Annotated in this window: 21 protein-coding genes, 1 pseudogene and 1 riboswitch; of the genes and pseudogenes, 9 read left to right on the top strand and 13 right to left on the bottom strand. The window is 63.9% G+C overall.

The features are described 5' to 3' along the window. The 5 genes and pseudogenes from J2Y63_RS07455 to J2Y63_RS07435 form a co-directional block, all read left to right on the top strand. A pseudogene (locus J2Y63_RS07455) lies at window positions 1-228 on the top strand (S-(hydroxymethyl)glutathione dehydrogenase); the annotation flags it as partial. Window positions 229-349: 121 nt separating this feature from the next. Further along, a complete protein-coding gene (locus J2Y63_RS07450) occupies window positions 350-817 on the top strand; it encodes a YaiI/YqxD family protein (protein ID WP_435265506.1) in 468 nt (155 codons plus the stop codon). Next, window positions 814-1470, top strand: coding sequence for a DUF1345 domain-containing protein (locus J2Y63_RS07445; protein ID WP_435265505.1), 657 nt, complete (start codon window positions 814-816; stop codon window positions 1468-1470). Before J2Y63_RS07450 ends, J2Y63_RS07445 begins: the two co-directional genes overlap by 4 nt. Window positions 1471-1488: 18 nt before the next feature. Continuing rightward, window positions 1489-2322, top strand: coding sequence for an S-formylglutathione hydrolase (gene fghA, locus J2Y63_RS07440; protein ID WP_435265504.1), 834 nt, complete (start codon window positions 1489-1491; stop codon window positions 2320-2322). Window positions 2323-2481: 159 nt separating this feature from the next. Next, window positions 2482-2796 carry a DMT family transporter gene (locus J2Y63_RS07435; RefSeq protein WP_435265503.1) on the top strand — a complete coding sequence of 105 codons (315 nt, stop codon included), beginning with the start codon at window positions 2482-2484 and terminating at the stop codon, window positions 2794-2796. Here J2Y63_RS07435 and J2Y63_RS07430 read toward each other — a convergent pair. From J2Y63_RS07430 to J2Y63_RS07400, 7 genes are all read right to left on the bottom strand, one after another. After that, entirely contained in the window at window positions 2793-3176 is a 384-nt protein-coding gene (locus tag J2Y63_RS07430; RefSeq protein ID WP_435265502.1) for a DoxX family protein, read from the bottom strand. The two genes, J2Y63_RS07435 and J2Y63_RS07430, sit on opposite strands and share 4 nt — an antisense overlap. A 24-nt stretch (window positions 3177-3200) precedes the next feature. Then, window positions 3201-4733: an acyl-CoA carboxylase subunit beta gene (locus J2Y63_RS07425; RefSeq protein ID WP_435265501.1), complete on the bottom strand. Its 1533-nt coding sequence runs from the start codon at window positions 4731-4733 to the stop codon at window positions 3201-3203. 90 nt (window positions 4734-4823) lie between these two features. Then, window positions 4824-5474: a hypothetical protein gene (locus J2Y63_RS07420; protein WP_435265500.1), complete on the bottom strand. Its 651-nt coding sequence runs from the start codon at window positions 5472-5474 to the stop codon at window positions 4824-4826. Between the two features lie 71 nt (window positions 5475-5545). After that, the gene (locus tag J2Y63_RS07415; RefSeq protein WP_256115781.1) at window positions 5546-6331 is read right to left on the bottom strand and encodes an ATP12 family chaperone protein; all 786 of its coding nucleotides are present in this window, start codon (window positions 6329-6331) and stop codon (window positions 5546-5548) included. Then, window positions 6324-6989: an HAD-IA family hydrolase gene (locus tag J2Y63_RS07410; RefSeq protein ID WP_435265499.1), complete on the bottom strand. Its 666-nt coding sequence runs from the start codon at window positions 6987-6989 to the stop codon at window positions 6324-6326. Before J2Y63_RS07410 ends, J2Y63_RS07415 begins: the two co-directional genes overlap by 8 nt. Then, the gene (locus tag J2Y63_RS07405; RefSeq protein WP_256115779.1) at window positions 6989-7981 is read right to left on the bottom strand and encodes an RluA family pseudouridine synthase; all 993 of its coding nucleotides are present in this window, start codon (window positions 7979-7981) and stop codon (window positions 6989-6991) included. The genes J2Y63_RS07410 and J2Y63_RS07405 overlap by 1 nt, the downstream gene beginning before the upstream one ends. A 57-nt stretch (window positions 7982-8038) precedes the next feature. Beyond that, window positions 8039-8275, bottom strand: a complete 237-nt coding sequence (locus tag J2Y63_RS07400; RefSeq protein WP_256115778.1) for an Lrp/AsnC ligand binding domain-containing protein — start codon at window positions 8273-8275, stop codon at window positions 8039-8041. 267 nt (window positions 8276-8542) lie between these two features. Here J2Y63_RS07400 and J2Y63_RS07395 point away from each other — a divergent pair, with 267 nt between their 5' ends. From J2Y63_RS07395 to gcvP, 4 genes are all read left to right on the top strand, one after another. Next, window positions 8543-8830 (top strand): hypothetical protein, encoded by a 288-nt coding sequence (locus J2Y63_RS07395; protein ID WP_435265498.1) that lies wholly within the window; start codon window positions 8543-8545, stop codon window positions 8828-8830. A gap of 150 nt (window positions 8831-8980) precedes the next feature. Beyond that, window positions 8981-9082, top strand: a riboswitch (glycine riboswitch). A 157-nt stretch (window positions 9083-9239) separates the two neighbouring features. Then, window positions 9240-10379, top strand: a complete 1140-nt coding sequence (gene gcvT / locus J2Y63_RS07390) for a glycine cleavage system aminomethyltransferase GcvT (RefSeq protein ID WP_435265497.1) — start codon at window positions 9240-9242, stop codon at window positions 10377-10379. A 16-nt stretch (window positions 10380-10395) separates the two neighbouring features. Beyond that, window positions 10396-10758 (top strand): glycine cleavage system protein GcvH, encoded by a 363-nt coding sequence (gcvH, locus tag J2Y63_RS07385; protein WP_256115774.1) that lies wholly within the window; start codon window positions 10396-10398, stop codon window positions 10756-10758. Continuing rightward, window positions 10758-13619 (top strand): aminomethyl-transferring glycine dehydrogenase, encoded by a 2862-nt coding sequence (gcvP, locus tag J2Y63_RS07380; RefSeq protein ID WP_435265496.1) that lies wholly within the window; start codon window positions 10758-10760, stop codon window positions 13617-13619. The genes gcvH and gcvP overlap by 1 nt, the downstream gene beginning before the upstream one ends. 193 nt (window positions 13620-13812) lie before the next feature. Here the strand turns inward: gcvP and J2Y63_RS07375 are convergent, their stop codons facing one another. The 6 genes from J2Y63_RS07375 to sufD all read right to left on the bottom strand — a co-directional run bounded on the left by J2Y63_RS07375 (window position 13813) and on the right by sufD (window position 19592). Beyond that, window positions 13813-14220 carry a response regulator gene (locus tag J2Y63_RS07375; protein ID WP_256115770.1) on the bottom strand — a complete coding sequence of 136 codons (408 nt, stop codon included), beginning with the start codon at window positions 14218-14220 and terminating at the stop codon, window positions 13813-13815. Next, window positions 14204-16069 carry a PAS domain S-box protein gene (locus tag J2Y63_RS07370; protein ID WP_435265495.1) on the bottom strand — a complete coding sequence of 622 codons (1866 nt, stop codon included), beginning with the start codon at window positions 16067-16069 and terminating at the stop codon, window positions 14204-14206. Before J2Y63_RS07370 ends, J2Y63_RS07375 begins: the two co-directional genes overlap by 17 nt. Window positions 16070-16196: 127 nt before the next feature. Next, a complete protein-coding gene (sufA, locus tag J2Y63_RS07365) occupies window positions 16197-16589 on the bottom strand; it encodes a Fe-S cluster assembly scaffold SufA (protein ID WP_435265494.1) in 393 nt (130 codons plus the stop codon). A gap of 78 nt (window positions 16590-16667) precedes the next feature. Then, complete coding sequence (locus J2Y63_RS07360) at window positions 16668-17048, bottom strand: SUF system Fe-S cluster assembly protein (protein WP_256115767.1); 381 nt, start codon at window positions 17046-17048, stop codon at window positions 16668-16670. Window positions 17049-17060: 12 nt separating this feature from the next. Next, entirely contained in the window at window positions 17061-18302 is a 1242-nt protein-coding gene (locus J2Y63_RS07355) for a cysteine desulfurase (RefSeq protein WP_435265493.1), read from the bottom strand. 15 nt (window positions 18303-18317) lie between these two features. Then, window positions 18318-19592: a Fe-S cluster assembly protein SufD gene (gene sufD / locus J2Y63_RS07350; protein ID WP_435265492.1), complete on the bottom strand. Its 1275-nt coding sequence runs from the start codon at window positions 19590-19592 to the stop codon at window positions 18318-18320. Between the last annotated feature and the right edge of the window lie 7 nt (window positions 19593-19599).

Genomic DNA, 19599 nt, shown 5'->3' with positions numbered 1-19599 from the left:
GAGATCTCCACCCGCCCGTTCCAGCTCGTCACCGGCCGCAACTGGATGGGCACCGCCTTCGGCGGCGCGCGTGGCCGCACGGACGTGCCGAAGATCGTCGAGTGGTACATGGAGGGCAAGATCCAGATCGACCCGATGATCACCCACACCATGCCGCTCGAAGACATCAACAAGGGTTTTGACCTCATGCACGAGGGCAAGTCGATCCGCAGCGTTGTGGTATACTGACAAGAGCGCCGCTTTTGCTGTTCTTGCCTGCCGGGAGTTACTAGACTTCCGGCAGCATCGTTTCAGGAAGCCACCATGTCGCAGGGCACTGCCGTATCGCTGACCTTTAATGACTGACGCCATGCCCACCATTTATGTCGACGCCGATGCGTGCCCCGTAAAGCCGGAAATCCTGAAGGTTGCCGAGCGCCATGGCATGCCGGTGACTTTTGTCGCCAATTCCGGCCTGCGTCCGTCCCGCGACCCGATGGTGAAGAATGTCATCGTCTCCGGCGCTTTCGACGCTGCGGACAACTGGATTGCGGACAATGTCGGTGCCGACGATATCGTGGTGACGGCCGATGTGCCGCTGGCGGTGCGTTGCGTCGAGAAGGGCGCGCATGTGACCGGGCCGACCGGCCGGCTCTTCGACAAGGCGAATATCGGCATGGCGAGTGCCATGCGCGATCTCGGCGCGCACCTGCGCGAGACCGGCGAAAGCAAGGGTTACAACGCCGCTTTTTCGCCGCGCGATCGCTCCGCCTTCCTCGAAACGCTCGACCGCCTCTGCCGCCGGGCGAAAAATGCCAAGGCGGGGCCTGCGGCATGAAGGAAGGGCCTGGACCCAGGATTTACGGGCGCCATGTGCCCTTCTATGTCGGCATCGCCGCCGCAGCCGTCAGCCTGGTCGCGGCGCTTTGGCTGAAACCGGATTTCGCCATCGATATCGGGGCCGTCGCCTTCTTCCTCTGCTATCTGCTGCTGACGGGCTGGCGCGTGCCGCGCCTGACGGCCGCCCATCTCGAACATTACGCGACGGACAGCGACGAGCCGGTGGCGATCATCTTCGCCGTGACCGTCGCGGCCGTCGCCGTCTCGATGGGCTCGCTCTTCGTCGTGCTGAACCGTCCGGTTGCTTCGGGAGCCGAATTCGTCCTCGCTTTCGCCTCCGTGGCGCTTGGCTGGCTCACCATCCACACGATGGCGGCCATGCACTATGCCCATCTCTACTGGCGACCCGGCAGCACCGAAACCAGCCCCGATGTCGGGAAAAGCCTGGATTTCCCGGGCGATGCCGCGCCCGGCGCCTATGATTTCCTCTATTTCGCCTTCGTGATCGGCATGACGGCGCAGACCTCCGACGTCGCGATCACCTCCACGCCGATGCGCAAGGTCAACCTACTGCACGCGATCGTCTCCTTCTTCTTCAACACCGTGCTGGTCGCCGCCGCCGTCAACGCGGCCGTGGCGCTCGCCTCCTGATACAACCGGAGTTTCCTGATGAAAGTGCTTTCCCAGAACACCGCCTTCGGCGGTATGCAGGGCGTGTTCGCCCATGATTCCGAAGCCTGCAATTGCGAAATGACCTTCGCGGTCTTCGTGCCGCCGCAGGCGATCCGCGAGCCGCGCCCGGTGCTCTGGTATCTGTCCGGCCTCACTTGCAGCCATGCCAATGTGATGGAAAAGGGCGAATACCGCCGCATGGCCGCCGAGCTCGGCCTCATCATCGTCTGCCCGGATACCAGCCCGCGCGGCAACGACGTGCCCGACGAAATGACCAACTGGCAGATGGGCAAGGGCGCCGGCTTCTACCTCGACGCCACGGAAGCGCCGTGGGCAGAACACTACCAGATGTACAGCTACGTCACGGAGGAACTGCCGAACTTCGCAAGCCAGCACTTCCGTATGGATATGTCGCGCCAGGGCATCTTCGGCCATTCCATGGGCGGCCACGGCGCCATGACGATCGCGCTCCGCAACCCGGAACGCTTCAAGAGCTGCTCGGCCTTCGCGCCGATCGTCGGACCATCGACCGCCGACTGGTCGGCTCCCGCCTTCGAAAAATACCTCGGCACCGACAAGACGACCTGGCGCCAGTATGACGCCTGCGCGCTCGTCGAGGATGGCGCCCGGTTCCCGGAATTCCTGATCGACCAGGGCAAGGCGGACGGTTTTCTGGAAAACGGCCTGCGCCCCTGGCTCTTCGAAGAGGCGATCAAGGGCACCGATATCGGCCTGACGCTGCGCTCGCAGGAGCGTTACGACCACTCCTACTACTTCATCTCGACCTTCATGGACGATCACCTGAAGTGGCATGCCGAACGCCTCGGCTAAGATCATGGTATGGCGGGGGTGCATGGCTGACATGCCACCCCTGCCCTTGCCCTTCCAGTGCGGATCGGCAATATTCCACCCGGTAGACGGCTACCGCCGGACGTTTCGTCCGGTCACGATCGCGGGGACGGCCTCGCTCCTTTGAAACGGAGTGGCACCATGCCCTGGATTCTTCTGACACTTGCCGGCCTTTTTGAAATCGGCTGGGCGATCGGCCTCAAATATACCGACGGCTTCACCAAACCCCTGCCCACGGCGCTCACCGCCGGCTCGATGGTCATTTCCATCGTGCTGCTCGGCCTTGCCGTGAAGACGCTGCCGATCGGCACGGCCTATGCCATCTGGACCGGCATCGGCACGGTCGGCACGGTGATGCTCGGCATCTTCCTTTTTGCCGAACCGGTGACGGCGATCCGCATGGGCTGCATCGCGCTCATCGTTACCGGCATTCTGGGCCTGAAGTTCGCGGCTTAACGCCTGTTATCAAGGGCGAAAGCCCCCGGGCCTGCGGTCGTCAGATACAGGAAGACGAAGCAGAACAGCACCGCGGCATCGCCGCGGTTGTTGATCGGGAAGAAGCTCTGCGGCGCATGCGCCATGAAGTAGGCGACAGCCATGAAGCCGCAGAGCACGAAGGCCACCGGCCGCGTGAAAAGCCCGACGAGGATCAGCAGGCCGCCGACGACCTCCAGCAGACCCGCAGCGCCGATGAGGTTCATCAGGTCGCCGAAAGGCTGCTCCGCGGGCGGGAAATTGAAGAATTTTTGCGTGCCATGCTCGATGAAAAGCAATGCTGCCATGATCCTGAGTGCTGCAAGCGCCTGAGGCTGGTAAGCGGAGAACCGATCGAACATGCGTGGACGTCCCTTCCGTTTCAGTCAGAGCGGAATGTTATCGTGTTTCTTCCAGGGATTTTCCAGATCCTTGTTGCGCAGCAAACGGAGCGCGCGCGCGATGCGTTTGCGCGTCGAATGCGGCATGATCACCTCGTCAATGTAACCGCGCTCGGCCGCCACGAAGGGTGACAGGAACCGGTCCTCGTACATCTTGGTGTGCGCCGCGATCTTTTCCGGATCGGCGATATCCTTGCGGAATATGATCTCGACCGCGCCCTTGGCGCCCATCACCGCGATCTGCGCCGTCGGCCAGGCATAATTGAAATCGCCGCGCAGGTGTTTTGAGGACATGACGTCGTAAGCGCCGCCATATGCTTTTCGCGTGATGAGCGTGACCTTCGGCACGGTCGCTTCCGCGAAGGCGAAGAGCAGCTTGGCGCCGTGTTTGATGAGCCCGCCATATTCCTGCGCCGTGCCCGGCAGGAAGCCCGGCACGTCGACGAAGGTGACGACCGGAATGCCGAAGCAGTCGCAGAAGCGCACGAAGCGCGCCGCCTTGCGGCTGGCGTCCGAATCGAGCACGCCAGCCAGCACCATCGGCTGGTTGGCGACGAACCCGACCGTCGAGCCTTCGATGCGCCCGAAGCCGCAGACGATGTTCTTGGCAAAGCTCTCCTGGATCTCGAAGAAATCGCTTTCGTCGACGGTCTTGAGGATCAGTTCCTTGATGTCATAGGGCCTGTTGGCATTGGCCGGGATGAGCGTGTCGAGCGATTCGTCGATCTCCTCGACCGACTGGAAACACTCGATCTCCGGCACAGGCGACGTGTTGGACTGCGGCAGGAAGTCGATGAGGCGGCGGACCTGCAACAGCGTATCGACGTCGTTGTCATAGGCGCCGTCGGCGATCGAGGATTTCGTCGTGTGCACGGAAGCGCCGCCGAGCTGTTCGGACGTCACCGTTTCGTTCGTCACGGTCTTCACCACGTCCGGGCCGGTCACGAACATGTAGGACGTGTCGCGCACCATGAAGATGAAGTCGGTCATGGCCGGCGAATAGACGTCGCCGCCCGCACATGGCCCCATGATCACGGAAATCTGCGGGATGACGCCGGAGGCGAGCACGTTGCGCTGGAACACTTCCGCATAACCGCCGAGTGCGGCCACGCCCTCCTGAATGCGCGCGCCGCCCGCATCGTAAAGGCCGACGATCGGCGCGCGGTTCTTCAGCGCCATATCCTGGACCTTCATGATCTTCTGGGCATGGGTTTCGGAGAGCGAACCGCCGAAGACGGTGAAATCCTTGGCGAAAACGAAGACGGTGCGGCCGTTGACCGTGCCCCAGCCGGTGACGACGCCGTCGCCGGCGATCTTTGTCTTCTCCATGCCGAAATCGGTCGAGCGGTGCTCGACGAACATGTCGAACTCCTCGAACGAGCCCTCATCGAGAAACACCTCGATGCGCTCGCGCGCGGTCAGCTTGCCGCGCTTGTGCTGCGCATCGATGCGCGCCGCACCGCCGCCCATGCGGGCGCGCTCGCGCCGGACTTCGAGCTCGTGGAGAATTTCCTTCATGATGCCTCGGTTCCTCCCGTGTCACCAAGGACTTAGCATGCGGGACCGGGGACTTTGAAGAGGCGTTCGCCAGATCGATGGTCTAGACGATCAATCGCAACTGATCGACTGGGTCACAACGCAGGGCGCAACCTTCTTTGTCGAGCCTTCGGCCAGCGCGCGCGACCGCACCGTCAGCGCCGCCTCGGACGGAATGACGAGCGCGCGCTTCGGCGCTCCGGAATAGGCCTGGACGGAGCGCACCGTCGCCGTGCGGCGCTTGCCGCCGGCATATTTGCGGCCCTTGCCGGGCCGTTTGCCATAGGAGGCCTTGCCTGCGGCGACCGGCGCCAGATGGTAGGCGAGCGCCACGCGCTTGGCGATCGCGTCGCCGAGCGCCGCCTCGCGGCCTTTACGGGCCGGCATGAAGCTGTTGACCGTCAGCGTCTTGCGCGACGAGGCGCCGCCGCCGAGATCGGCGAGCGTCACCGTGACCTTTGCGGAACTGTGGCCATCGCCCGCCTGCTTCACGCCGGAAACGCGGATATCCATGGCGGCGCGATCGATCTGCACCGGGCGGCGGGTCGCCTTGGCGGCGCGCTTCAGGTGTTCGCCGGTGCGCTTCAGCACCGTGTTGGGCACGCTGTCGTCGCCGCTCACCACGACCTTGCGGATATCGCGGACGGGATAGCCGTCATCGGCATGGGCGGCGGTGGAAACGAAGAGGCAGGCGGAGAGGAGAGCGCGGACAAGGAACTGCATGAAACTACCGGTATGCGATGTCGGATTTCGGCCGCGTGCCAAAATGGTGCGGAAGTCTTAACAAAGTCTTTTCAGCGCGGGATTTCCACAAGCACGGAAGCGGCCACGTCCATCTCCTCGCGGCGCAGTTCGCGGCGGCGGAAGGCCTCGTCGTCCATGCCCCAATGCTCGATCTGCCAGTCCTCGTCGACATGGGCGAGCGACCAGGCCTTGTCGACATCGATGACGCCCTCGGCGAGCGCCAACGCCAGCAGCGCCGATCCGGTGAGCGTGGTGACCGTGTGGAGGCAGGCGAGCGCCAGCGGATGGCGCCAGGCGGAAAGCGCCGCAGAAAAAGCCGCGATCGCCGGCGCCGGCTGTTCCTGGTGGATCACGCCTTCGACGAGGATGAAGCGTGCGCCCTTGGCGTCGGCGGCCCAGCGGATGACCGGATCCCAGCCGTCGCGCTGGCGCTCGACGAGGCCTTCGGGCGAATCGGCGCGGTAGCAGAGGAGATCCGTGCCGGCGAAGCGCACGATCTCCTCGAAGACGGCGTCGAAATTGTCGGCGACGCCATCGACGGCGGTGTTGACGAGGCGGGTCACCGGCATCTTCGCCGGATCGATTTCCTCGCCCTGCCCGTCCCACTCCGCCTTCAGGCGATCGGCGATCGGCTGCGCCGGCACCGCGAGCAGTTTCTTGGCCGGCGTGCGCACGGGGCGGCCGTCGAGCAAGATGCGGAAGCCCTCGTCCGCCAAATCGGTGGAAACGTCCTTGTAGAAACGCTTCGGCAGCGGACGCTTCATCTGGATCTGCGCGCGGCGCACCGGATCGGGGTCGCTCATCGCGTCGGAAAGGTCGCTCAGGATGTCACGCATCGGAAATCTCCAACCAGTCGAGGAGGTCGGCGGGCGTGCGCAGGATGTGGTCCGCCCCCGCCTCCACCAGTTCGGGCACGCTGGCATAACCCCAGGCGACGCCCACAGCCTTGGCGCCCGCCGCCTTGGCCATCTGCATATCGTAGATCGCATCGCCGACCACAATGGTCTGGGCCGCATCGATGCCCGCTTCGCTGCAGCATTCCGTCACCATGCCCGGATGCGGCTTGGAGGGGCAATCGTCCGCCGTGCGCGAGACGAAGAAGGTCTTTTCGAAGCCATGCGAGGCGCGGATGAGATCGAGGCCGCGGCGCGACTTGCCGGTGACGGCGCCGAGGATGAGGTCGTCCTCGCGCTCCAGCCGCGCCATCAGGTCGGCGATGCCGGGGAAAAGCGGCTCCTGGAAACCGGGCTCATTGCGCACGCCGCCATAGATCGCCTTGTAATGCGCGGTCATCGCCAGCGCCTCGTCGTCGACATGCGGCTTGCCCTGCATGCGGGCGATCGCGATGTCGAGCGTCAGCCCGATGATCGCCTTTGTCTCGGCAACGTCCGGCCGCGCATAACCGAAATCGGCGAAGGTGCACGCCATGACCTCATGGATCAGCCCGACGCTGTCGACCAGCGTGCCGTCGCAATCGAAAAGAACGAGCCGCATCAGTCGTCGTCCCCTTCCGCAGCACTCAGGTCGAAGCCGAAGAGGTTCCAGGTCTGCACCATGTGCGGCGGCAGTGGCGCGGTGATCTTGAGGCGCCCGCCGGAGGGATGCGGAATGTCGATCTGGCGGGCGTGGAGGTGCAGCTTGTTCTGCACGCCGCCCGGGAAGTTCCAGTTGACGTCCGCGTCGAAATATTTCGGGTCACCCAGGATCGGATGGCCGATATGGGCGGCGTGCACGCGAAGCTGGTGCGTGCGGCCGGTATAGGGCTCCATCTCCAGCCAGGCGAAATTCTGCGCGGCCTGCTCGATGATACGGTAGAAGGACACCGCGTGGTCGGCGCCATCCTCCCCGTGTTTGGCGATGCGCATGCGGTCGCCGTCGGGCGTCTGCTCCTTGACGAGCCAGGTGGAAATCTTGTCCTCGCGCTTCTTCGGCACGCCCATCACCAGCGACCAGTAGGTCTTCTTGGTGTCGCGCTCGCGGAAGGCGGCGGTGAGTTTTTGCGCGGCGCCGCGCGTGCGCGCGACGACGAGCACGCCGGAGGTGTCGCGGTCGAGGCGGTGCACGAGGCGCGGCTTCTCGCCCTTCTGGCTCGTCCAGGCTTCCAGCATCTGGTCGATATGCCGGTTGACGCCGGAACCGCCCTGCACGGCAATGCCGGCCGGCTTGTTCAGCACGATGACCTTGTCGTCCTCATGCAGCAGCATGCGCGACAGGAGCTCGCCATCCGGCGAATGCCTGAGGTCGCGCCCGGCGATCGGCCCGGACTTCACCTTGGCATCGACTTCCATCGGGGGCACGCGGACCACCTGCCCCGGCTGGATGCGGGTGTCGCTCTTCACGCGCCCGCCATCGACGCGCACCTGGCCGGAGCGCAGCAATTTCTGGAGCTGGCCGAAGCCGAGGCCCGGATAGTGGACCTTGAACCACCGGTCGAGGCGCATGCCCGCCTCGTCGTTGTCCACCTGCCTGTGTTCGATGCCTGCCATCTTCGCCTTCTTTCGTTGCGCCGTGCTTTAGCGCAAGAACGGGCGGAGGGGAACAGCTTAGAAAGCGCGGAAAGTCAGCGTGGTCAGCGAGCGCACGATGCCGGGAATGGAGGCGACGTGGTCGTTGATGAACTTGCCGATCTCTTCCTCGCTGTCGACGTATATCTTCAGGAGCAGATCGTACTCGCCGCTGGTGGAATAAAGCTCCGAGATGAGTTCCGTAGCGTAAAGCGCATCCGCGACCTCATAGGTCTTGCCCGGAGCGCATTGCAATTGCACGAAAATCGGCTTCATCGGTCCTCCCGCGCCATTGGCGGCATGATTTTGTCTTGACGCAGTTCCGGGTGCAAAACCGCTTCACACTTTTGCTGAAACCGCTTTGTCCGCCCGATTCCGGCGGCATTCTGCGCCTGTTATGGCGGAATTGCCCCGCCGATGGCAAGGCCGACCGAAAGTCGCACAGACTGTTAAAATTCGATGAAAATACAACCATAAAGTTTTACATACAGGAAAGGCGCAACTGATAAATTGCACCAACTCAAACCAACCCCGTTGAACGCCATGACTCAGATCGTGACAGTCTCGCCCGCCACCGCCGCCTATGCCTCGCAGGGAATGCGACCGCAGGTGCGTGCGAACACGCTGTTCGAGGAGCGCATCCACCACTGGAGCGAAGACGCCAAAATCCGCGGCGATGCTCGTGTGCTGGCCGTGCTCAATGTCATTCATCCGCCGGCGCTCGCGCTGGCACTCATCACGGCGCCCGGCACCACGCCGCAGGTGACCGTCGCCGAGGCGCAGCGCCTCTATGGCGAAAACGGATCGCCCTCGCTGCCGGAAACCGTCTGATCCTCCCTCAGAAAAATCAGCCGTCCTCCAATCTTCTTGAAGGCCCCCGCCCCGGGGCCTTTTTTTTTGCTCCTTTCCCCCTACGACAAAAAATTGCTCGACAGCGACGCAGCGCTCTTGCCAAAGCGCAGGCAAGGTCGTTATCTGGGGCCGACCTCGCTGGGAGAAACCGGTCGCCTTTTACTAGGTAAGACCGGTGCCGAAGGAGCAACCGCCCCGGAAACTCTCAGGCAAAAGGACCAGCAAGGTGCCGTCGGAACTCTGGAGAGAAGCGTGAAAACGCTCGCCGAAGGGATAACAATCTCAGGCGAAGGGACAGAGGGGGCTCAGGAGAACGGCGCAGGTGCGCCTGGATTGTGAGCCGGCGCCCGGAAGAATCATGGGCGCCCAAAGACTGGGAGGGCGCCTTTTGGACGTATCGTCAGATCTCAAGAAAACCCCGCTTCATGCGCTGAACCTGTCGCTCGGCGCCCGCATGGTGCCATTCGCCGGCTATGAAATGCCGGTGCAATATGCGGCGGGCGTGATGAAGGAACACCTGCACACCCGCGCGGCCGCCGGCCTGTTCGACGTGTCCCATATGGGCCAGGTCACGGTGCGCGCCCGCTCGGGCGACAATGCGGATGCCGCGCGCGCGCTCGAAACGCTGGTGCCGGTCGATGTGCTGGGCCTCGGCGAAAGCCGCCAGCGCTATGCGCTTTTTACCAATGACGACGGCGGTATTCTCGACGACCTGATGATCGCCAACCGCGGCGACCATTTCTACGTCGTCGTCAACGCGGCCTGCAAGGAGGCGGATTTCGCTCATATGCAGGCGAAGATCGGCAATGTCTGCGAACTGACGCTTCATGACGACCGCGCGCTGGTCGCGCTCCAGGGGCCGCATGCCGAGTCTGTGCTCGCCGAGCTCTGGGCCGATATCTCCTCGATGCGTTTCATGGACGTGCGCGCCTGCGACCTGCACGACGCCGACTGCATCGTCTCGCGTTCCGGCTATACCGGCGAGGACGGGTTCGAGATCTCCATTCCGGCCAATCTCGCCGAAGCCGTCTGTCGCCGCCTGCTCGACCATCCGGACGTGCTGCCGATCGGCCTTGGCGCACGCGATTCTCTTCGCCTCGAGGCCGGCCTCTGCCTCTACGGCAACGACATCGACACCGGCACGACGCCGGTCGAAGCGGCGCTCGAATGGGCGATGCAGAAGGTCCGCCGCAAGGGCGGCGAGCGTGCCGGCGGTTTCCCGGGCGCCGATATCATCCTCAACCAGCTCGAAAACGGCACGGACCGCCGTCGCGTCGGCCTCAAGCCGGAAGGCCGCGCGCCCGTGCGCGGCGGCGCGGTGCTCGCCACCGATGCCGAGGGCGAGGACGTCGTCGGCACCGTCACCTCCGGCGGCTTCGGCCCGAATGCCGATGGCCCCGTCGCCATGGGCTACGTCACCAAGGCTGCATCCGCGCCCGGCACCCAGCTTTATGCCGGCGTGCGCGGAAAATTTCTGCCGATCACCGTATCGGCCCTGCCCTTCGTCAAGAACACCTTCAAACGCTGACCAGAAAGGTTCGTCCATGCTGAAATTTACCGAAGAACACGAGTGGCTGAAGATCGAAGCCGGCGTTGCGACCGTGGGCATCACCACGCATGCCGCCGAACAGCTCGGCGACCTCGTCTTCGTCGAACTGCCCGAGGTCGGCTCCACCTTCGAAAAGGGCGGCGATGCGGCCACCGTCGAGAGCGTCAAGGCGGCCTCCGACGTCTATTGTCCACTTGACGGGGAAATCGTCGAAGTCAACGAGGCGATCGTTGCCGACCCCTCCCTCGTCAACAGCGACCCGCAGGGCGCCGGCTGGTTCTTCAAGCTGAAACTCGCCAACGCGGCAGATGCCGACGGCCTGCTGGACGAAGCCGCCTACAAGGAGCTTGTCGGCTGATGTCTCTTCCCAAGGATTTCGCCTTTACCGATTACCAGCCCTACGACTTCGCCAACCGTCGCCATATCGGCCCCTCGCCGAAGGAGATGGAAGCGATGCTGGCGGTGATCGGCTATCCCACCCTCGACGCGTTGATCGACGACACCGTGCCGAAATCGATCCGTCAGGAAAAGCCGCTCGAATGGGGCGCGGCGATGACCGAGCGCGAAGCGCTCGACAAGCTGCGCGAGACCGCCAACCGCAACAAGAAGCTCGTCTCGCTGATCGGCCAGGGTTACTACGGCACGATCACGCCGCCGGTGATCCAGCGCAACATCTTGGAAAACCCCGCCTGGTACACGGCCTATACGCCCTATCAGCCGGAAATCAGCCAGGGGCGCCTGGAAGCGCTGATCAACTACCAGACCATGGTCTGCGACCTGACCGGCCTCGACGTGGCGAACGCCTCGCTGCTCGATGAGGCGACGGCAGCCGCCGAAGCCATGGCGATGGCGCAGCGCGTGGCGAAGTCCAAGGCGACCGCCTTCTTCGTCGACGAGAACTGCCACCCGCAGACGAGCGCGCTTTTGAAGACCCGCTCCGAGCCGCTCGGCTGGCAGATCATCGTCGGCGATCCCTTCACCGATCTCGACCCCGTCGACGTCTTCGGCGCGATCTTCCAATATCCCGGCACCTACGGCCATGTGCGCGATTTCACGGGCCTGATCGCCCGCCTGCACCAGACCGGCGCGATCGCCGTCATGGCGGCCGATCCGCTGGCGCTGGCGCTCCTGAAGTCGCCCGGCGACATGGATGCGGATATTGCCATCGGCTGCACACAGCGTTTCGGCGTGCCGGTCGGCTATGGCGGGCCGCATGCGGCCTATATGGCCGTCAAGGATGCCTATAAGCGCTCCATGCCGGGCCGCCTCGTCGGCGTCTCCATCGATGCGCGCGGCAACCGCGCCTACCGCCTGTCGCTCCAGACCCGCGAGCAGCACATCCGCCGCGAAAAGGCGACATCGAACATCTGCACCGCGCAGGTGCTGCTCGCCGTCATGGCCTCGATGTATGCCGTCTTCCATGGTCCGCAGGGCCTGAAGGCGATCTCGCAGAATGTGCACCAGAAGACCGTGCGCCTCGCCATGGGCCTGGAAAAACTCGGCTATACCGTTGAGCCGGAAGTCTTCTTCGACACGATCACCGTGCATGTCGGCAAACTCCAGGGCATCATCCTGAAGACCGCCGTCGCGGAGGAAGTCAACCTTCGCAAGATCGGCGACGACCGCATCGGCATCAGCCTCGACGAGCGCTCGCGCCCCGTCACGCTGGAAGCCGTCTGGCGTGCCTTCGGCGGTGATTTTGAAGTGGCGGAGTTCGAGCCGGATTATCGCCTGCCGGAAGACCTGCTGCGCACCAGCGAATACCTGACGCACCCGATCTTCCACATGAACCGGGCCGAAAGCGAGATGACCCGCTACATCCGCCGGCTTTCCGACCGCGACCTCGCGCTCGACCGTTCGATGATCCCGCTCGGCTCCTGCACGATGAAGCTGAACGCGACGGCGGAAATGCTGCCGATCACCTGGCCGGAATTTGCGGAGATCCATCCCTTCGTGCCCGCCGACCAGGCGCAGGGCTACCGCTACCTGATCGAGGACCTGTCGCAGAAACTCTGCGACATTACCGGCTACGACGCCGTCTCTATGCAGCCGAATTCGGGTGCGCAGGGCGAATATGCCGGCCTCCTGACGATCCGCGCCTATCACCTCGCCAATGGTGATACCCATCGCGACGTCTGCCTCATCCCGACCTCCGCGCACGGCACCAACCCGGCATCGGCCCAGATGGTCGGCATGAAGGTCGTCGTCGTGAAAGTGTCCGACAATGGCGACATCGACATGGAGGATTTTCGCGCGAAGGCCGAGCAGCATGCGGACAACCTGTCATGCTGCATGATCACCTATCCCTCCACGCACGGCGTCTTTGAAGAGAACGTGCGCGAGATCTGCGAGATCGTGCACAAGCACGGCGGCCAGGTCTATATCGACGGTGCCAACATGAACGCCATGGTGGGGCTGGCCCGTCCCGGCGATATCGGCGGCGACGTCAGCCACCTCAACCTGCACAAGACCTTCTGCATCCCGCATGGCGGCGGCGGGCCTGGGATGGGTCCTATCGGCGTCAAGGCGCATCTGGCGCCCTACCTGCCGGCGAACCCGACAACCGGCGAGGCCGGTGCGGTGTCGGCGGCGCCCTTCGGCTCCGCCTCCATCCTGCCCATCTCCTGGAGCTACTGCCTGATGATGGGTGGTGCCGGCCTGACGCAGGCGACGAAGGTGGCGATCCTCAACGCAAACTACATCGCCGCCCGCCTCAAGGGTGCCTATGACGTGCTCTACAAGTCCGCCAAGGGCCGCGTGGCGCATGAATGCATCATCGACACGCGCCCGCTCGTCGACAGCGCGGGCGTCACCGTCGACGACGTCGCCAAGCGCCTGATCGACAGCGGATTCCACGCGCCGACCATGAGCTGGCCGGTCGCCGGCACCCTGATGATCGAGCCGACCGAATCGGAGACCAAGGCAGAGATCGACCGCTTCTGCGATGCGATGCTGTCGATCCGCGAGGAAGCCCGCGCCATCGAGGAAGGCAAGATGGACCGGGTCAACAACCCGTTGAAGAACGCCCCGCACACGGTGGAAGACCTCGTCGGCGAATGGGACCGCCCCTATTCGCGCGAGCAGGCCTGCTACCCGCCGGGCGCCTTCCGCGTCGACAAATACTGGTCGCCGGTCAACCGCGTCGACAATGTCTACGGCGACCGCAACCTCGTCTGCTCCTGCCCGCCGCTCGAGGACTACGCACAGGCCGCCGGGTAATCGACTAACCTCTCCTCCGTCATGGTCGGGCTTGACCCGACCATCCATCCCACTGGCACGCCGCGGAAGGTGGATCCTCGGGGTCAAGCCCGAGGGTGACGAAGGTGGGTGGGGCGAGGTTTGTCCTCAACCTGATGAGCCCCGGCCGATCCATCGGCCGGGGCTTTTTCATTTCGGGCAGGGAGGGAAAGGCTCAGGGCGAGACAGCGACGTCCACCCAGAAGCGGGTAAAACCTTCCGCGAAATCGCGGTAGCCGCTGAGCGTCGAGGGTTTGACCGCATAGGCATTGGCGCCGTTCTCGTAGGCGCTGTTGACGTCGGAGGTGTTCGAGGAGGAGGACAGCATGATGACCGGCGTCACCGCCGTGCGCGTGCGCCCGCGCAGCCGCTTGAGCAGGTCCATGCCGTTGGTGCCGGGCATATTGATGTCGAGCAGGATATAATCGAAGGCTTCCGTCGCAAGCCGGTCGCTGGCGACTTCCGCATCGGCGACATGGGTGATCTCGATGGGGCTGCCGGCATCGCTGAAGGCGCGCATCACGAAGCGCACATCCACGGGGTCGTCATCGACGACGATCAGCTTCCTAAGCAGGCTTGCCACGATCGTTCCCCCTTGATTTCACCGGATGTGGAAACGTCACGATGAAGCGTGCGCCCGGAGCATAGCTCGTGTCAAGCGCTATCACGCCATTGTGGCTCTCGACGATCCGGCGCGCCAGCGCGAGGCCGACGCCGGTGCCCTGGTAGACCGATTCATCGCGGTGAAGCCGTTGAAAAACCTCGAAAATCCGCCCCACATGCTGCGGATCGATGCCGATACCGTCATCCTCCACAACGAAGTCGATGGCGCCGTCATTGGCCCGGCTATAGACGCGAACGACGGGCGCCTCGCCGGGCCGGCAATATTTCAGCGCGTTGCCGATGAGGTTCTGCGCCAGCCGCTTCAGAAGCTCAGGATCGCCCTGGATATCCGGCAGGGCCGCGACCTCGATCCTGCCGCCGCTTTCCTGCACATGGCCTTCCAGCAGCACCAGCGCATCGCGCACCACATCGGAGAGCGCGACCGGCTTCGGCGCGGTGATGCGATAGGCGATCTGCGAGAATTCGAGCAGGCTGTCGATGATGCGGCGCATGCGTACGGCACTCTTGCGCACATGATCGGCATAGTGCGGCAGCTCGGCGATATCGCCGCGGTGCAGGTCTTCGGAAATCATCTCGGCGAACATGGAGAGATGGCGCAGCGGCGCCTTCAGGTCATGCGAGACCGTGGCGGTGAACTGGTCCAGCGCCTCGTTCTTGCGGCGCAGCTCGTTCGTCTGCGCCTCCACCTGCTGCTGCTGGCGCTTCGCCTCGGTAATGTCGCGGCCGACGCTGACGACCTCGCTGACGCTTTCCCCATCGAAGCTCGCGACCGCCGTCCAGTGCATCCACATCTCGTGGCCGTCATGGTTGTCGATGCAGATTTCCAGCGTCTTGATGGATTGCTCGGGCGTATAGTTCGCGATGTTCATCAGCTCGGCCGTCTGCTCCGGCGCGCAGGCGACGTCCGGCAGATAGCGGCCGATCAGGGCATCGGTTGTCGAGCCGACATGGCTGGCATATTTGTCATTGGCAAAACGCACCATGAGCTTCTTGTCGAAGCGCAAAATCATGTCCGGCAGGATCTGCAGCAGCGAGAGATAGTCGCGACGCTTCTCCTCCAGCGCCGCCTCGACGCGCTTGAGGTCCGTAACGTCGACGCGCAGCGCGACGATATCGCCGGTTTCCGTGACGTGGCTTTCCGAGCGCATCCACCGGTCGCCGCCATACGCAAAGACCGTGCCGCCCGAATCGGGTGTGCGGTGATCGCGCAGACGTTCTTCCACCAGCGCCTCCGCCTCCGGCGTGCCCTCCTCGATATTCGTATAGACGCCTGCCCTGATGTTTGCCCGAATGATGCTTTCAAGGCTCGCGCCGACCCGCACATTCTCTTTTGCGGGGCCGCAACGCTCCTTGAAGGTCCGATTGAACATCATCAGCCGCTCTTCCTGGTCGAAGACGGCAAAGCCTTCCGGCATGGTGTCGAGCGCCGCATCGAAGCGCTGGCCGAGCAGAATCTGCTCGCCATGGCTGCCGCCGGACAGCAGGCTGCGCAGGAGAAGTGCGTAACAGGCGCCGGTGCCCTCGTCCGGCACGGCGATCACATGCGCGGTCGCATCGAAGAGCGAACCATTGTCGTGGCGGAAGGATAAGGCATGCGCATTCTCGCGCCCGGCAGACGCGTAGCGGGCGAGGATCGCGGCCGGAGCCGGTCCGTCGATGACGGCCGATTCGGCGGGTTTCCGGCCGTCGCGATTCCAGCCGAAAGTGCGCGCAGCCGCCTCATTGAACGAGACGACACGCGCCTCGGCATCGACGATCAGGGCCGGAAAGGGCAGGTTCTGGTAAAGTGCCGCGGCAAAGCCGGTCATCGCGCGCGTCCCCTCCCTGGCGATCCGCCGGCACCCGATCCGGATGCCGCGCGTCGGAGACTAGGCAAATCTGGCGGCGAAGGAAAGTCGTGAGGTTTTGCAGTCCTGCGCCCACGGCATTCCGGGTTCAGCCGGCGCGCACCGTGGGCTGGCCGGCGGCAGCAAGGGCCGCAAGATCGGCGGGCTTCAACTCGACCGATTCGCCGCAGCCGCAGGCGGACGTCTGGTTCGGGTTGTGGAAGGTGAAGCCGGAGCGCAGCGTCGTCACCTCGAAATCCATCTCGGTGCCGAGCAGATAGAGCACGGCTTCCGGCGCGACCCAGACGCGCGCACCGTTGCGCTCGATCAGGTCGTCCTTGGCGTTTGCTTCGGTCACGAGGTCGATGGAATATTCCATGCCCGCGCAACCGCCCTTCTTGATGCCGACGCGTATACCCTTGGCGTCAGCGCCGGCATTGTCGACGATCGCCTTCACGCGGTCTGCCGCCGCATCGGTGAGCTTCATAACTGCAAAGGCCATGGGCCGCTTCTCCTTCGCCGACCGGGTTCAAGGCCCGGCGGTTTCCGAATCTAAATCTAGTGACCCCGCATTAAAGGATCAATACCAACCCACAGCGACCTGAGCCTCTTCCGACATGCGGTCCGGCGTCCACGGGGGATCGAAGGTCATCCGGACCTCGACGCCGGACACGCCCTCAACCGCGCCAACCGCATTCTCGACCCAGCCTGGCATCTCGCCGGCCACGGGGCAGCCGGGCGCCGTCAGCGTCATGTCGATCTTCACCATGCGGTCGTCTTCGATGTCGATCTTGTAGATCAGGCCGAGTTCAAAGATGTCAGCCGGAATTTCCGGGTCGTAGACCGTCTTCAGCGCGGAAATGACGTCGTCGCTGAGGCGCGCCAGTTCGTCGGCTGGGATTGCCGAATGTACGATGCCGTCGCGGACGTCGATCTTGTCTTCCGTTGCATCGAGGGACATGGGTCCACCTCCTCAGGCAAAAAACTTGCGGGCATGATCAAGCGCATCGGCGAGAGCATCCACCTCGGCGCGCGTATTGTACAGGCCGAACGATGCACGGCATGTGGAGGTGACGCCGAAGCGTTTCAAGAGCGGCTGCGCACAATGGGTGCCGGCACGCACCGCAACACCCGCCCGGTCGATGACCATCGAGACGTCGTGCGCGTGGATGCCTTCGAGCTCGAAGGAGAAGATCGAGCCCTTGCCGGGCGCCGTGCCGAAGATTTTGAGCGAGTTGATCGCCGAGAGCCGCTCATGCGCATAGTCACGCAGATCCGCCTCGTGCGTCGAAATCGCGGCGCGGCCGATCTTTTCCATATAGTCGAGCGCATGGCCGAGGCCGATCGCCTGCACGATCGGCGGCGTGCCGGCCTCGAAACGGTGCGGCGGGTCGTTATAGGTGACGATATCCTCGGTGACGTCGACGATCATCTCGCCGCCGCCCTGGAAGGGACGCATCTCCTTGAGGCGGTCCATCTTGCCGTAGAGCACGCCTATGCCGGAGGGGCCGTAGAGCTTGTGGCCGGTCATCACGTACCAGTCGCAATCGATGTCGCGCACGTCGACCGGCATGTGCACGGCGCCCTGCGAGCCGTCCACCAGCACCGGAATGCCGCGCTCGCGGGCAATGCGGCAGATTTCCTTGACGGGCACGATCGTGCCGAGCGCATTCGACATATGGGTAATGGCGATGAGCTTGGTGCGCTCCGTCAGGCATTTTTCGAAGTCTTCGATGTGGAACGCGCCCGCATCGTCCACCGGCGCCCAGACCAGCTTGGCGCCCTGCCGTTCGCGGATGAAATGCCACGGCACGATGTTGGAGTGGTGCTCCATGATCGACAGAACGATCTCGTCGCCCTCGCCAATCTTCGGCATGCCGTAGCCGTAGGCGACCGTGTTGATCGCCTCGGTCGAGGATTTCGTGAAGATGATTTCATCGACCGAAGAGGCATTCAGGAAACGGCGCACCTTTTCGCGCGCCGCCTCATAGGCGTCCGTCGCCGCATTGGAGAGGAAGTGCAGGCCGCGATGCACATTTGCATATTCGTTCGAATAGGCATGCGAAATCGCATCGATCACCGACTGCGGCTTCTGCGCCGAGGCGCCGTTGTCGAGATAGACCAGCGGCTTGCCATAGACCGTCTTCGACAGGATCGGGAAATCCTTGCGGATCGCCTCGACGTCATAGCCTGCTGTGGGCAAAGCGTGTTCCATCTCGTCCGTCCTTTACTAGGCGTGCTTTTCGAGCCAGGCGGCGATGACGCCTTCCAGCGCCTCGACCAGCGGCTCGTCTTCCAGCTCCTCGACGATCTCGGCGACGAAGGCGTTGACCAGCATGGCGCGCGCCTTGTTCTCCGGAATGCCGCGGGCCATCAGGTAGAAGAGCTGGACGTGGTCGATGTCGATGACGGTCGCACCATGGCCGCACTGCACGTCGTCGGCGAAGATTTCGAGTTCCGGCTTGGCCGAGAAATCGGCTTCGTCCGACAGGAGCAGCGTGTTGCACGACATCTTCGCGTCGGTCTTCTGCGCATCGGGCGCCACGCGGATCTGGCCCTGGAAGACGCCGCGGGCGCGATCGAAGATCACGTTGCGGATGACTTCCGTCGACGTGGTGTTCGGCACGTTGTGGCCGACCGTGAAGGTCACGTCATTGTGCGTCTCGCCGCCGAGCAGGTTGATGCCGCGCAGGATCAGGTCGGAGCCCTCGCCCGCCACCACGACGTGGATTTCCTGCCGAACGAGCTTGCCGCCGGCATTGATCACGTAAAGGCGCAGCTTGGCGTCGGTGCCGAGCGTGATGCGGATCTGGCCGAGATGGGTATCGGCAAGACCCTGGCCCTGGAAGATGATCCAGGTGATTTCCGCGCCGTCGGCGAGCGAAATATCGCTGACAGACGTCACCAGCGCCGCGTTGTCGCTGACGGCCAGGTAGCGCTCGATGACGGTCGCCTTGGTGTTTGCGCCGAAGGTTGCCGGGAAGCGCGTGTGCGTCTGGCCGGCATTCTGGATCGCCTGGATTTCGAGCGGCGCCTCAAGCTCGGTCCCGGCCGGGAAATCGAGCACGAAACCATCGCGCACGAAGGCGCCGTTGATGCGGCCGATCGTGTCGTCGCTGTCGCGGGCGGTAAGGCCTTCCGCGGCGGTGCCGTCGGCGAGCGCATCGGCGAAGGTGCGCAGCGTCACGCCGTCGGCCGATGCGCGGCTATCGGCAACGCCGTTGACGACCGAAAGCACCGTCGAGCCCTCGACGAGCGGACCGACCTTTGCGGCAGAGGCCGCGGGATCGAAGGCCGGCACGGCGCGCAGCAGCGCCTTGAGGTCCGTATAGTGCCAAGCCTCGACGCGGCGCGTCGGAAGGCCGGCGTCCTTGAAGTCGCTGATCAGCACGTCGCGGGCCGCGAGCACGGCGCCATCGCCCGGCAATTCGCCGATCGCGTGGTCGTAGGCTTCGCAGAGCGCCGTTTCGGCGACGGACAGCTTCATGCCTGTCTGCATGTTCATGAGATCA

The sequence above is a fragment of the Shinella sp. BE166 genome, from assembly GCF_051201095.1.
In the GTDB taxonomy this organism is placed as follows: Bacteria; Pseudomonadota; Alphaproteobacteria; order Rhizobiales; family Rhizobiaceae; genus Shinella; species Shinella lacus.
This window is presented reverse-complemented; position numbering and strand designations above follow the sequence as displayed.

What these genes read in the sequence shown, in the direction of transcription:
- J2Y63_RS07450 (WP_435265506.1), top strand. Translation starts at nt 350, where the DNA reads ATGCCCACCATTTATGTCGACGCCGATGCGTGCCCCGTAAAGCCGGAA.
- J2Y63_RS07445 (WP_435265505.1), top strand. Translation starts at nt 814, where the DNA reads ATGAAGGAAGGGCCTGGACCCAGGATTTACGGGCGCCATGTGCCCTTC.
- fghA (WP_435265504.1), top strand. Translation starts at nt 1,489, where the DNA reads ATGAAAGTGCTTTCCCAGAACACCGCCTTCGGCGGTATGCAGGGCGTG.
- J2Y63_RS07435 (WP_435265503.1), top strand. Translation starts at nt 2,482, where the DNA reads ATGCCCTGGATTCTTCTGACACTTGCCGGCCTTTTTGAAATCGGCTGG.
- J2Y63_RS07430 (WP_435265502.1), bottom strand. Translation starts at nt 3,176, where the DNA reads ATGTTCGATCGGTTCTCCGCTTACCAGCCTCAGGCGCTTGCAGCACTC.
- J2Y63_RS07425 (WP_435265501.1), bottom strand. Translation starts at nt 4,733, where the DNA reads ATGAAGGAAATTCTCCACGAGCTCGAAGTCCGGCGCGAGCGCGCCCGC.
- J2Y63_RS07420 (WP_435265500.1), bottom strand. Translation starts at nt 5,474, where the DNA reads ATGCAGTTCCTTGTCCGCGCTCTCCTCTCCGCCTGCCTCTTCGTTTCC.
- J2Y63_RS07415 (WP_256115781.1), bottom strand. Translation starts at nt 6,331, where the DNA reads ATGCGTGACATCCTGAGCGACCTTTCCGACGCGATGAGCGACCCCGAT.
- J2Y63_RS07410 (WP_435265499.1), bottom strand. Translation starts at nt 6,989, where the DNA reads ATGCGGCTCGTTCTTTTCGATTGCGACGGCACGCTGGTCGACAGCGTC.
- J2Y63_RS07405 (WP_256115779.1), bottom strand. Translation starts at nt 7,981, where the DNA reads ATGGCAGGCATCGAACACAGGCAGGTGGACAACGACGAGGCGGGCATG.
- J2Y63_RS07400 (WP_256115778.1), bottom strand. Translation starts at nt 8,275, where the DNA reads ATGAAGCCGATTTTCGTGCAATTGCAATGCGCTCCGGGCAAGACCTAT.
- J2Y63_RS07395 (WP_435265498.1), top strand. Translation starts at nt 8,543, where the DNA reads ATGACTCAGATCGTGACAGTCTCGCCCGCCACCGCCGCCTATGCCTCG.
- gcvH (WP_256115774.1), top strand. Translation starts at nt 10,396, where the DNA reads ATGCTGAAATTTACCGAAGAACACGAGTGGCTGAAGATCGAAGCCGGC.
- gcvP (WP_435265496.1), top strand. Translation starts at nt 10,758, where the DNA reads ATGTCTCTTCCCAAGGATTTCGCCTTTACCGATTACCAGCCCTACGAC.
- J2Y63_RS07370 (WP_435265495.1), bottom strand. Translation starts at nt 16,069, where the DNA reads ATGACCGGCTTTGCCGCGGCACTTTACCAGAACCTGCCCTTTCCGGCC.
- sufA (WP_435265494.1), bottom strand. Translation starts at nt 16,589, where the DNA reads ATGGCCTTTGCAGTTATGAAGCTCACCGATGCGGCGGCAGACCGCGTG.
- J2Y63_RS07360 (WP_256115767.1), bottom strand. Translation starts at nt 17,048, where the DNA reads ATGTCCCTCGATGCAACGGAAGACAAGATCGACGTCCGCGACGGCATC.
- J2Y63_RS07355 (WP_435265493.1), bottom strand. Translation starts at nt 18,302, where the DNA reads ATGGAACACGCTTTGCCCACAGCAGGCTATGACGTCGAGGCGATCCGC.
- sufD (WP_435265492.1), bottom strand. Translation starts at nt 19,592, where the DNA reads ATGAACATGCAGACAGGCATGAAGCTGTCCGTCGCCGAAACGGCGCTC.